At 54.6% G+C, this 12,768-nt stretch carries 6 protein-coding genes; 3 read left to right on the forward strand and 3 right to left on the reverse strand.

Annotation, left to right across the window (positions count from 1 at the left end; translation table 11 throughout):
* Positions 1-26 precede the first annotated feature (26 nt).
* Positions 27-5,639, reverse strand: a complete 5,613-nt coding sequence (locus tag GS605_RS18710) for a RecQ family ATP-dependent DNA helicase (protein WP_171724955.1) — start codon at positions 5,637-5,639, stop codon at positions 27-29.
* 636 nt (positions 5,640-6,275) lie between these two features.
* Between GS605_RS18710 and GS605_RS18715 the strand changes: the two genes are divergently transcribed.
* The gene (locus GS605_RS18715; protein WP_171724956.1) at positions 6,276-7,634 is read left to right on the forward strand and encodes a hypothetical protein; all 1,359 of its coding nucleotides are present in this window, start codon (positions 6,276-6,278) and stop codon (positions 7,632-7,634) included.
* A gap of 122 nt (positions 7,635-7,756) precedes the next feature.
* On the opposite strand, the gene GS605_RS18720 is transcribed toward GS605_RS18715, so the two are convergent.
* Both GS605_RS18720 and GS605_RS18725 read right to left on the reverse strand, forming a co-directional pair.
* Positions 7,757-9,031 (reverse strand): hypothetical protein, encoded by a 1,275-nt coding sequence (locus GS605_RS18720; protein WP_171724957.1) that lies wholly within the window; start codon positions 9,029-9,031, stop codon positions 7,757-7,759.
* A complete protein-coding gene (locus GS605_RS18725) occupies positions 9,024-9,428 on the reverse strand; it encodes a hypothetical protein (protein WP_171724958.1) in 405 nt (134 codons plus the stop codon). The genes GS605_RS18720 and GS605_RS18725 overlap by 8 nt, the downstream gene beginning before the upstream one ends.
* A 759-nt stretch (positions 9,429-10,187) precedes the next feature.
* On the opposite strand from GS605_RS18725, the gene GS605_RS18730 reads away from it, so the two are divergent.
* Both GS605_RS18730 and GS605_RS18735 read left to right on the forward strand, forming a co-directional pair.
* Positions 10,188-10,559: a DUF3768 domain-containing protein gene (locus GS605_RS18730; RefSeq protein WP_171724959.1), complete on the forward strand. Its 372-nt coding sequence runs from the start codon at positions 10,188-10,190 to the stop codon at positions 10,557-10,559.
* A 251-nt stretch (positions 10,560-10,810) separates the two neighbouring features.
* The gene (locus tag GS605_RS18735; RefSeq protein ID WP_171724960.1) at positions 10,811-12,673 is read left to right on the forward strand and encodes a ParB/RepB/Spo0J family partition protein; all 1,863 of its coding nucleotides are present in this window, start codon (positions 10,811-10,813) and stop codon (positions 12,671-12,673) included.
* Positions 12,674-12,768: the final 95 nt, after the last annotated feature.

Below are 12,768 nucleotides of genomic sequence, written 5' to 3' on the forward strand. Positions count from 1 at the left end.
GCGCGGATATTTCAGCCGCGCATTTGTCAATCTTCGATCAGCGAAAAATCTTCACCATCGCCCGGTTTTCTTTTGCGGTTCTTTGCTTTCTTGGTTCGTCTTGGGCCTTTGGGTACGTAGTTGTCGTTTAACGCCTTCTCGACCAACCATGTCGCATGGTGATCAGGGAAACCTGCGCCATAGTGGCGGATCAGATCGATATATTTGAACCCAAGCGCAGATATTTTTCCGATCTCCTCGCCGGTTGAGGCGTTTTTGACCACAAGGCCGCCGCCCTTGGCAGCCAGTGCTATATCTTTATCTTTCAGCGCTGCCGAAAGCTCACCCCAGGAGCGTGTGTCGTCAATGGATTTGCGGATGAGTGCTTTGAGGTCGAGTTCCGGCGGATTATCAATCTCCTGTGGTTCTGGAACCGAGGTATCCAATGCCTTTGCCGAAGGGTAGGCAGTTTGTCGATATGGATTGTCCCTGACACGGTCCGTCTGATCATCCTCTCGGGCTGTTGGTGTCGGCTGACTATGCGAGGCTTTGGCATTCTCATGTCGGAAGATCAACTCTGGTAGTATGGTCTCCCAACTATCGCGCCTATGGTAGTGGGCGTAGTCTTCGCCGCTGTCGATCTTGCGCCAGTTGATGATGGCCCCGGTCTGGCCAGAGGCGAACACATGCCCGCTGGGTGGTTTCCACGATTTCGCCATACGTCCGACAACACGGTTTTGCGCGTCCAGCAAAACCCAATGAGGTTGTTGAAACACAAGGGAAAGGGAGTCCCCGACATTGGCTGAGCGCACGGCGTTGTGCACGTCATGTGCATCCCCTTGGCGACCGGCGAACGACAAATCTACAATATCTAGCGCAGGCATCTGGTACTTTGTTGCGGGCAGCGAGGTTTCGTCGAGATCGGGCGTCACTCGCCTGATCAGAACTGAATCTGAACCCGCTTTCAGAAAGGGGTGCGCCCCGGATGTCAGCACTGTCAGGCTTTGCTGTGCGCGGGTCATTGCCACATAGAACAGGCGACGAGGGGCTTCGTTATCCTCCTCTTTCGACACCCGTGTCCAGTCGCCGTTCAGGATTGCAACATGGTCGAATTCAAGCCCTTTGGCCCGATGCGCGGTCAGCAACAGAAGTCCGCGCTGTTCGCCGCGTGTGTCCCGGGACCATTCGGCGATCCATTCGATGATGTCGGGCACCGGCATTGTTTTGGTGCCCAATTCCCGGGCCAGTTCAGCCACACCCTCGGCCAGCAGATCGACCCATTTGTTGCGAGACTGTTCGTTGAGGACAGTCAGAATGTCCTGAATACCCAGCAGATCGCCCTGTTTCCTCCGCAGCCCGGATACCAGACTCTGCGTTTCCCTCAGCCGCCAGACATTTGGAAGGTCTTCGTTTGCCATGTCCACGCGCAGCCCCTGCGCTTCGGCGTAGGTCCGAACTGCATCCAATGATTTCCAGTTGCGGGCAATCACGGCCGCACGCGACCAGCTCCAATTGGGATCCAGACAGGACAGGCGGATCAGCTCATCAATGGCTGCTGCGGCTTGCGCCATGTCATCTGGCGGGACATCAAGCAGTTGGACCCGCCCATGAGCAATGGAATCCGCCTGCACCAGACGTCCACCTTTGGGTTGTGATGCCCGCGCCTGATTGATCCTTATCTCATGATCTGTTTTCATCCGATCAGGCGCTTTGGATATGACCTGATTGGCGGCCTCGATAATATGTGCCGTCGACCGGTAATTTTCGATCAGAAAAGATGGTCTGGCCCTATAGTCCTCTTCAAATCTGCGGATGAAATCGACAGAAGCCCCGTTGAAGGCATAGATATTCTGGTCATCATCGCCCACGGCAAACAGGCTGAGTTTAAGCTCGGCATCTTCCAGAGAACGACCAGCCACGGCGGAAATGAGCGCGTATTCCTCCGGACCAATGTCCTGGTATTCATCCACCAAAATCCAGCGAAACCCCTGAATCAAGCTCTCGCGTTGCGCCTCTGCTTCGGCTTTTGTGAGGCCTTCGGGGTTGAGCTGGCGCACCGCCTCCATAATGACATTGTCGAAGTCTTCTGTCGCGGCCTGAACCCCCGCAAAACTGGCGCCAACCAGCTTCATCGCAAGCGAATGGCAAGTCGAGATCGTAACCCCCGCCGCATCATCGCCCACCAGCGCTCGTAGGCGAACACGGATTTCGGCAGCGGCATGGCGATTATAGGCCAGTACCAGGATACCGCGCGGGTCTTCGCGCTTCATTCGTAATAGATAAGCGATCCGGTGCACTAAAACACGGGTCTTCCCAGATCCGGGGCCGGCCAAAACCAACACATTGGTCTGGTCCCGATCGTCCGCGACAATGTCCTGTTGTACCTTGTTGCCCAGATCTTCGACAATGGCGGTCCAGGACTTGCTGGTTGTCTGTCGCTTGACTTCTCGTGCCATGCCCGGCATCCAACGTTTCATGAACTGCTCTTTGTTGAGCAGGAAGTAGTCTTCCGATAGGCGTTCGGCGTCTGTGATCTTCTCGAGACCGGTTTCCGCATAAGTTGCCATGACATGGGTCTGAAGTGTCTGTTCGGCGTAATGTTCTTCCAGAGGAAGGAAGTCCGATTGCGTGAACTGACCACCTTTGGGATTGAGGAAAACGGTCATGGCGGGGCGGAATACGGTCAACCCTTTTCCCAGTGTCAGCACGCCCTGTTCATGCATCCAAAGCAGGGAGCGTTCCAACAGTTTGGTCATATCGCGCAGACCGCTGGATTTAAGAACGGCATCCTGTGTGAGCTCCGCCAGAAGGTCCCCAACGGTGGTTTCGACCTGCAGGTCTTTGCCTCGCGCGCCTTTGTCGAGGCGACCCGTCAGAAACGTCAAAAGAATCCCGGCCGCTTGCCACCGAACCTCAGCGGTCTGGGCAATGACGTCCCACGATCTTATCCGCATCACGTTTAGAGTGTTCCGGCTTATCTTTCGCAACCGGATATTGCCGGTGCCACCATCCTGCCCCCTGCCATCCCGCGCGATGCCCCGGATCAACCTGTCGATGACATCAGGGCGGGCATCGGCGTGGTCCTGATTGCGCAGATGCTGGCAGGTTTCCTGCAGGTTCAGCGGTATTGGAGCCTCTTTGTCCGCATCCGGTGCCAGCTCTCGCATCGACGCGATCAAATCCCGTTCCAGGTTTGCGGCCTCTGTGAGGCGCCCGGAGGAAGACTGCGCCACACCGACATGGATGAAGAGCGTTATCTCTACGTCGTTGCGCGCGATGCCCGAGCTTTCGAGATTGGCCATCGCCTTGGTCAGCGCGCCGGGTGTCAAACCGCTGACGCCGCAGAGCTGATCGGTTGAGACCCCTTCATCCGCCGGGGCCAAGATCAGATGCTGCACGATGGCCAGCAATTGTTTGCGATGCGCTTGAGTGATCTCTGCATCCGCAAGGCGTTGTTTCGCCTCGTCCAGTGTGCGGACTGTTAGCGAAGAAGGGAAAATACGAACACGGTTCTCTTCTCGCGAAACAAGTGTCGCTTCTTCAAGCCAAGATACGGCTGTCTTGACTCGTGTGTCATCAGTCGCGCTGTCCCGTTCAAATTCTTGATCTTTTTCGAACCGGACAATCTCACCCGCAGTGGCGACGATCTTGCCAGTTTTGCGTGTGCGCTCGTCGATCCGGCGTAGGGCTTTGAGAATGGCTCCGATTTCATGCCGTGCCAAACGCGAACCCGCGGACAGCCTGAACTGGCGCTCTACATCATCCCCCGCGTACAGAAGCACGCAATCGGCGATTTCCCGATCACGTCCGGCGCGCCCAGCCTCCTGCAGGTAGTTTTCCAAGGACCCTGGGATGTCTGCGTGCACCACCAGCCTGATGTCGGGTTTGTCGATGCCCATGCCAAAAGCGTTGGTGGCTGCGATCACCCGCAGGTCTCCGACCCGGAAGCGTTCCTGGACGTCGTGTTTGTCATCGGACCCAAGTCCAGCGTGGAAATGTGCCGCGTCCATACCTTGTGATTTTAGAAACTTGGCGACGCGCTCGGTCTCTTTACGCGTCGCGCAATAGATCACGGCGCCGGATCGGCCCTCAGCGGGTAGCAGCTCTTCGATCACGTTCAGGACATCGGTTAGTTTGCTGTTCTTAGTGGTAGGCCTGACATCAAATGTCAGGTTTTTCCGCGATGCTCCACCATCAAGGGAGAGCAGCTCGACCCCGGCGCGAGATTGGAAATGCTCGACGATATCGGCGACGACCTCTGGTTTGGCGGTGGCCGTGAGACATAGGATTGGGGCAGGGGCTTGATCGCCCGAGAACTCTTTGATGAACCTGCCCAGATATCTGTAATCCGGCCTGAAATCATGACCCCATTTCGACACGCAGTGAGCCTCGTCAATTGCCCACAGGCCAACTTCGCGCTGAGCCAGTACCGACCGGATTGATGTGCCGCGCAATTGTTCGGGCGAGATTATCAAAATGCCCGCATCGCCCATGCGAACCTTGTCCAGGGCTTCTTGTCGCTCGGGCATGGACATCTGACCATTCACGGTCACGGAACAAGAAATGCCTACGCGCTCCATACCCTGAACCTGATCTGCCATCAGCGCTACCAATGGGGAAATGACGACGGTCAACGCCCCGATTTTGTCGAACCGCGACAAAGCGGGCACCTGATAACACACGGACTTTCCAGTGCCTGTTGGTAGGATGCCGAGCAGGCTTGTTCCGGACATGGCCTCATCGACAATGCGTTCCTGCAGAGGGCGACCATCTGGATCCACAGGCTGTGGGCGGAAACTGTCGAACCCGAACCACCTGTTCAGCGCACGGACCGGGTCATTCTGTTCAGCACACCACTGGCAGGCGGGATCTTTGCAGGACGTATCCCTGAGATGCCGGACAATCAGAGATGCCTCGCGAAATTGCGCCCGAACCCATGGCGGCATGACCGAGTCCCCACCCGCTACGGTGATCCAGGATAGCGCATAGGCCATAGGCCATCCGTTTCGGGGATTGCTAAGTCTTCCCAGAGTCTGTTCGACCCGTTTACAACAAGCCCGACCGTCCAGCATCCGACGGATGGCGGCAACGGCTTCATCCTGCGCCGGGCAATTGGCTTTTCTTAGGTACTTGAAAACCGCATCAAACCCTTCCGATTGTTCGGTTCGGGTGGTCAGGAAGTGATAGGCTACAAGCGCATCCGGTTCGCTTTCGGCAAGGTTTTGAAAGGCATCGAGCTGGTTAGCGAACACCTCAAAAACAAGCCGAGCGTCAAGTTCTGGATCATTGATATGCCCTGCAGCCAGCCGCCCGTCGTGATAGTGTTTGACCAGATGGTGGTACGGGTTGCGTGGGAAGGCCAGCGGGTTCAGCCACAGTGTATCAATTGGTGCCCGCATGATCTGGGTCAGACGTGGTCTGGCAGAAATTAGGTGTTCCATATCGTGGTGCAGGAAATTGTGACCAATCGGATGTGGGACACCTGCGATAGCCTCTTCCAGGCGGTCGAGATCTTTCTCCAGCGTGCTGGATTTCGATGTCAAAGCCGGTTGCTCATCGTTTCGGACGGCGGCAAAGGAAAATACCTTCGCGGTTTTTGGATCCACCTCCAAATCGATGGACAGACAATTGGAAAGTAAATCGGTATGTCGACCGTTCATTTGTGATGCGCAACTATTCAAACACTGCAGTCAGAGAATACCTTTTTGAGACTATGCACAACCCGGGCGGGAAGAGTTAATCAAAGTACCTAAGCGGTGAAGATACGGTCGACGGCAATCATACCAATTCCGCATACGGTCCAGCAGGTACAAACTCCGGTCTTCGAAGGGAGAACACTGTTCACCCCGATAGTTCCTGAAAGACAGTGTCGCATGTATGGCGGGACCGCATCTGAGGTTCTGCCAACACAGCAGTACAACGTCATAGTTGCCAAAATGCAAACATATTGTGTCTGTGAGAATCTGTACTACTAAATATTGTTGATCTGCGGTCTACTCCATTGGAAGCGTTTTAGAGCACGCAACAACCGAGGGTGTCAGAAAGTTATCGTGCTGAGACCTTCACGGAGGTGCAGCTCGCATGGGTCTATCGACAGGTGACAGGCTTCGAATTTTCCTACGAGAATGTACTGTTGAAATCATGTAAAAATGATAGGATTTTTGAGTATCAACCTTGTGGTGTGGCAATCCATGCTTCGTGTATTCTGACTACCTACTTCATTGAAAACTTGACGGAAAGCTGTGGCGACTGTCTATTTGAGACATGACATTCAATATCAAGTTGTAGGCGCTTAGATGACTGAAAAGTTGCCAGATTACCTGGCTCAAGGCGAAGCTGCCCGTTTGTTCCCCGTTCTCTCAACCACGTCAAAGGAAGGCCGCACAACGTCCATTGTGCTGGCCTGTATGGTTCAGATTGAAGAGCTGGGAGCTGCGCTGCTGCAATCAATAGGCCAGAAACGCGGAAAACGAGCCCAGGTTCATGCTTTCACCGAGGTTGTGTTCAAGAACCAATCCAAGGCAATCAAGGATCGGCCAGACGGATTGATTGTTCTGAAGGTTGGGTCCCGAGAGTGGAAGGCTCTTGTTGAAACCAAAGTTGGGAACAACACCCTCGATGCTGAGCAAATTGAAAGATACCGCGCTCTCGCAAAAGAGAACGGCATGGATTGTGTCATCACGATCTCCAATCAGTTTGCTACTACACCGACCGCTCACCCGGTCGAGGAAGTCAGGAAGAGTAGGTCTAAGGTTCCTGTGTATCACTGGTCATGGATGCATGTGGTCACGACCGCGGAGTTGCTGATCAGCAATGAGCAAGTCGAGGACAAGGACCAACTGCTGTTGTTGAATGAGCTTCGACGTTTCCTCAACCATGAGAGCGCTGGGGTGCAGGGCTTCCATAGGATGCCCAAGGAATGGGGCGATATTAACAAACTAGTGTCTTCAGGCGGCGTTATTCCGGCCCGGTCGCCTGAGGCGCAGATCGTAATTGACGCTTGGCATCAGGAAACACGTGATCTGTCGCTAATACTCAGCCGTTTGGTGGAAACATCTGTCAGTGAGAAACTGTCGCGAAAGCATATCAATGATCCGGCGCAGCGGAAAAAAGATGAACTGCTGTTGCTTCGCGAGCAACATCAATTGCAATGCACGTTGGATGTGCCGGACACGGCCGCTCCTATCGAGGTCACTGCAGATCTGAAGCGGCGGTGTGTCGACGTGGGGATGACCATCAGGGCTCCTGAAGATAAGAAATCGACAAAAGCTCGTCTGAATTGGCTTCTCCGCCAAATAAAGATCGATGACATGGAGGGGCTGTATATACGTCTGCTTTGGCCAGGCGCCAGCGAGCCGACACAGCACCTTGTTTCAGATCTACGGGAGAACATTGAAATCTGCCAAGAAGGTAAGGATCACCTTGTAACGCACGGCTTCCACGTTTTCCTATCCAAACGTCTCGGTGGGCGGTTTACCCAGCAGGCCAACTTCATATCCGACCTAGAGGAAGTTGTTCCTCTGTTCTATGGCGAAGTCGGCGCAAACCTCTCTGTCTGGAAGAAGGCAGCGCCGCGGATCAAACAGGACAAACCGACCGCTGAGGATGTGTCCATTGACGCCATCGCAGAAGATGCAGAGGACTTTGAAGGCTGAGTGACCGAGCTATATCCAGACTTGCGAGACGGAGAATTGAAGGCAGATTGATTTTTCCTCTCCGAAGGACCTAATGAGAATAAGTGCTTGGCAGACTAAAGGTGCAGCTATCGCCATCCGTTTCACCCAACCAATTCCGGGTCGGATGGAAACAGGGCGTCTGCAGCACTTTTGAGGAAACGTCCGGTGGAGGGGAGCAACAACAAAGCGATCCTCATACTTACGGTGAGTGAAATTGACTTCCCCTGGATCAACAGACGTTCCGCAATCATTGCAGGAGTTGGGGGAATCATGTCGCGTATGAGCGAATCCACCGCCTGATCCAAGTCATCGTAGTCAACATCTCCCGGAAGAATATTTGCCGAAATAGCGTTTAGAAGAGTTTCATTGAACCTACCGTTCAGCGCGTCTTCACCCATCTGTGTCAAGCTTAACATTGAGTTCTGTTCTACAACGAGCCCGCTTTGGATCAAAAACTCGCAGTATTCTAATGCTCGTTCTGGTTTCAAATACCGATCGTCGCCATCTTCAATTCGCTGGACCAAGAACTCGTTCCTGGATTTGATCACAGTTGGAAATTCAAACTTGAGGACCGGTTGTTCTTGCAGAAGCCTCAAGCATATGAAAACTCGCCCATAAACGGTTCGCTTTGGGACTAACGGATTGTAGTCGGTCGTTATCGTCACAGGCGCTTCAGCAATCAGCGTGTGTTCCAATCCTCCATCGTATTTCTGAGGTATTTGGTTAACACTGCTAGCTCGGGAAACAAATGGAGCCCTTGCGCCTTCAAATAGTCGTTCGTATGTGAAGCCCTTACGCACTCGGTCAATCCGTTGATCCCTTTTGGATGGCGCTCGCTCCAATGTGTTCAGCAAGCTTTCTGTGAAGTCACAATTAAACGCATACCCATTTCCAGTTCCAAGCATGACAAAAGAAGTGACTGGAAATTCGTTGCTAAGCCCGAGCGATCTTCCTGCATGACAACAATCCAGACCCAGAACCAGTTTTGTAAACCCGGCATCGCGGATTTGGTTCAGTAACGTACTCAGGTTCTTGTGAGACGGGCCGCTTTCTTTTGTTTTGTATCTAAGTCTTAGTCGTAGATCGTTTTCTTGCGCGCCAACGGCGTGTCCGACGTAGTACACAAACAATAGCGTTCCATCTGTTACGCCAATTGGCTCGTCGGCTAGCTTCGCGGTTACTTCGGCGTCACTAGGATTGTACAGAACATCCGGCTCACCCGTTTCTCCTGACATTGGACGAAAGGGGTAACGACCGTTTTGTCCTAGGGCCTTTTGAAGGCGACCAACTACCCCCTGGACTCGAGAATGATTGGGAGTGGTGCCATCAGGACCCCAGTGGCCGATAATTAGCAACCTACGATCGATATCAATCATCGCGTGTGACTTCTTCGATGAATTGCTTAATAACAGCAATTGAAGCGGGGAGAACGATCTCCTTACCAAGTACTTTCAGTTTGGCGACCTTTTTTTCCGCCGGATCATCTACAGCAGATTTTCCTTTCGCTGACGCAATCTCATTTAACGCATAAACCAGAGATGAAATCCCGGCCTTGATAGCCATCGGCTCTTTGGCGACTTCAATCAAAAATTGCAGAAGCTCCAACTCTCCTTGAGCGCCGTCGGGAGCAGGTTTTTTACTTTGGCCTATGGAAGAAGCCCCGACATGCTTAGCAAAACCATCAATCTCTGCTTCTAAATCAGCTAACATGTCTTCGGTGACAACACCCTTCTCCGCAGCAATCTGGCTATCAAATTCAACTATTAATTCCATGGTTTCAAATCCTTCTCTCAATTCACAATCAATACCACTTTTGCTTGCATGCGCAATACTACTAGGTGTCTCATGGCGTGTAGCTTTCCTGATCTGTCAATCAAAAAATGTCTTGTCGGCCGCAAGTCACAGAATCAAATCTTGGTCTTTCGGATGCGTGTTCTGAGACTTAGATGTGGCGTCTTCAGTAAACGTCGGTTGATCAAAGAACTTAATCCTTGAAGGAAGTCAGTTGAGACCCGCGCGCGGCGCGCGGCTCACATTGATCCATTGACAGGGCAGGGGATCGACGCGCCTCGCGCGCTCACCCCAACCCTGACATTCTCATGATTGGCTGAGCAGCCCGCTGATGGCGGTCTGCTGTGCTTGTTTTCCCGAGCGTCGCGGGGCCGAAAAGCTCTCGTACCTGATCCGGTCCAGGGGGAAGGCGTGAGGAGAGACCCGCGCCAGCGGCGCGGCTCGCATGTCTCTTTTTTTTGTACGCCTCAAGCAGAAATCGTGAAAATCCCGGTTCCTCCCACGCGACGCGCGCGGGTCCCTCCCAGATTTGCCCGATTTCAGCCTGACCCCCAGTCCTCCGATCAGATCCGAATCTTTTCCATCGGCCCCCCTCCTCCGCCGGGAAAAACGCGGAGGGGCGAGGGTGGCTGATGTTCAGGCCATCGGGTCGTTGCCGTGACCCGATGGAACAAACCGAAACAAGGGCGGCGAGGCCAAACGCAGATCGGCCACCGCATCACCACGAAAGAGAGGTCCACTATGGCTGCAATCGCAAAACAGACCGAGGAAACAGGTCAGGTCGATTATGCAATCATCGCTCAGCAAAATGACGCTTTCCGCAAGCGTCTGCCCGAGGGCGGGGAGGGGATCATCGTTCAGACCACCGCTATCGACAACATGGGTCCCGGCTTTGTTGCAGAATGCCTGAACCAGATCGTCACCTATGACGGTTTCAACGAGGACAACGACCCCTACGGCACCCACGAGATGGGGTTCATGGACATCATGGGTCACAAGGTCTGTTTCAAAATCGATCTGTACGACGAGACCTATCAGTATGGGACACCGGCCCCCGCCGATTTGAGCAAGACGCGCCGCGTCCTGACCATCCTTTTCCTCAGCGATTATTGAGTTCGGTCCCGGCCATGGGGTCGGGGCTGGATGCGCAACCTGCGCAGGAAAGGAGGTGAGTACATGAACCCATACACCATTGAGCGTCAACGCAAGTTGGCTTGGAAGAACCTCAAGAAGGGCGGCCTCTCCGGCAAGATCGCCCGCGCCTTCTTGAAACATCACGGAGCCGCCTAAGCGGCCTCGCTCTACCCCGAGAGGGGTAGGGCACCCTTACCACGAAACTTCACAATGAGAAAAGGGTTACCCCTATGACCAAGCAAACCAAGATCACTGTAACCGAGGCCCGCTTTCCGCTGGCATCGCTGACACTTTCCCCGATCAACCCGCGTCAGACCGTACCGGAGGCCGAGATTGCTGAACTGGCAGAGTCCATCTGGACCGTTGGCCTGATCCAGAGCATCGCCGGTCTGGCCGACGACAAGGGCGGCGCTGAAATCGTCGCTGGTGGGCGTCGCCTGCGCGCACTGCAATATCTGGCTGAACAGCACGACGACCTTGCCAGCACCCGCCCCGAACTGGCGAACCCGCTGGTGATGATCGCACCAGATGTTGAAACGGCGCAGACATGGGCGACTGCAGAGAACATCACCCGTAAGAACCTGTCACCTGCCGAAGAAATCCGCGCCTATGGCAAGATGGACAAGGCCGGTGCGCCCGCCGCTGGCATCGCGCGCGCCTTTGCCGTGACCGAGGGGCATGTTTACAAACGCTTGAAACTGGCGGGCCTGCCGGAACAGGTGATCGACGCACTTGCTTCCACGGAAATCAACCTTGGCGAAGCTGCTGCGTTTACGATCTGCGATGATACCGACCTGATTTTGCAAGTGCTGGAACAGGCCCGGAAAGGTCACCTGTCGGAATACCAGATTAAGAACATGCTGAAACCGGATGCGGTCAGCGCATCGGATCGACGGGCAATATATGTTGGCCTGGACGCCTACAAGGAGGCCGGTGGACGTGTGTCTGGCGACCTCTTTGCCGATAAGACCTTGCTGGACGATGAGGCAATCCTTGACCAGTGCTTTGCCGACAAGCTGGCCGTGGCCGCGCGCACGATCCGGCAGGAACAAGGTTGGAAATGGGCTGAGGTTGTCAAGGATAGCCATTTTGGAGGCTATGATATCGACCAGATGAAATGCGCCCGCATCTATGCCGAGCAAGGCCAACTGACCGAGGGACAGGCAGAGCGTTATGACGAACTGGCCGAGCTTGCAGAGGCCGAAGTGCTGGACGAGGCAGGCGAAGCCGAATTGCAGGCGCTGCAAACCATTCTGGACGGAGCATATACAGACGTTCAGAAGGACTGCGCCGGGATCATCCTGCATGTCACCAACTCCGGTGAGTTGAGCGTGATCGAAGGGCTGGTGAAGCCAGAGGGCAAAGAGGCGGCGATTGCCGCCGGTGTGTTGGCCGCATCGAAGCACAAGACGCCCGATGTCACTGAGACGTCCAGTAAGCCGCGCATGTCTCAGGCGCTGATTGATGATCTGGCCCGCGTGGTGACAGGTGCGCGCCAACATGCGGCGGTCAACGATCCCGACCTGCTCCTTGCCCTGCTGGCCTTTCAGGTTTCAGGTGGGGCGAAATACAGCAATCCCATCGGCCTGAATGCAAGTGATGTGCCAAATTGGCCGACCACCGAGGACAGCGGATACGCGCTGGATGAACGCCTGACGACATCAACCGAATGGGACGGTGATGCCTTTGACCGCGATCTGGCGAAGGCGTTCCGCAAGTTTCGCAAGAAAGGAGACGACCACGTTCAGGCTGAGTTGATCCGGCATCTGGCGGGTTTGCTGAGCGGCGGCGACAAAAAGCTGAAAGCCCTGATCGACAAAGAGGTCAAGACCGACATTCGCGCGGTCTGGACACCGACCTTTGAGAACTTCTTTAGCCGTATCGCTGGGCCATACCTCAATGACATCTGGAAAACCGTTCTTGGTCTCAAAGAGGGCAACTATCAGGTCAACACTTTCGAAAGTCTCAAGGTTGGCGAGAAGCGCAAGAAGCTGGATGCGCTGTTCAACGACCCGGAGACCCGCGAGGCGATGAAGTTGAGCAAGGCGGTCGAGAAGCGGATCGCCACATGGCTGCCCGAAGGCATGGTCTGAGCACCGCAGGTGGGGCGCGCAAGCGCCCTGCCACACCGGACATATTCTACCGAGCGATAACAGGTTGAAAGTAGACGCGGAATCCCGCCCATGAT

This window comes from Ruegeria sp. HKCCD7559, assembly GCF_013110575.1.
In the GTDB taxonomy this organism is placed as follows: Bacteria; Pseudomonadota; Alphaproteobacteria; order Rhodobacterales; family Rhodobacteraceae; genus Ruegeria.

Excerpts from the sequence above, each read along its gene's own strand:
- GS605_RS18720 (WP_171724957.1), bottom strand. The coding sequence starts at position 9,031 with ATGATTGATATCGATCGTAGGTTGCTAATTATCGGCCACTGGGGTCCT.
- GS605_RS18715 (WP_171724956.1), top strand. The coding sequence starts at position 6,276 with ATGACTGAAAAGTTGCCAGATTACCTGGCTCAAGGCGAAGCTGCCCGT.
- GS605_RS18725 (WP_171724958.1), bottom strand. The coding sequence starts at position 9,428 with ATGGAATTAATAGTTGAATTTGATAGCCAGATTGCTGCGGAGAAGGGT.
- GS605_RS18710 (WP_171724955.1), bottom strand. The coding sequence starts at position 5,639 with ATGAACGGTCGACATACCGATTTACTTTCCAATTGTCTGTCCATCGAT.
- GS605_RS18730 (WP_171724959.1), top strand. The coding sequence starts at position 10,188 with ATGGCTGCAATCGCAAAACAGACCGAGGAAACAGGTCAGGTCGATTAT.
- GS605_RS18735 (WP_171724960.1), top strand. The coding sequence starts at position 10,811 with ATGACCAAGCAAACCAAGATCACTGTAACCGAGGCCCGCTTTCCGCTG.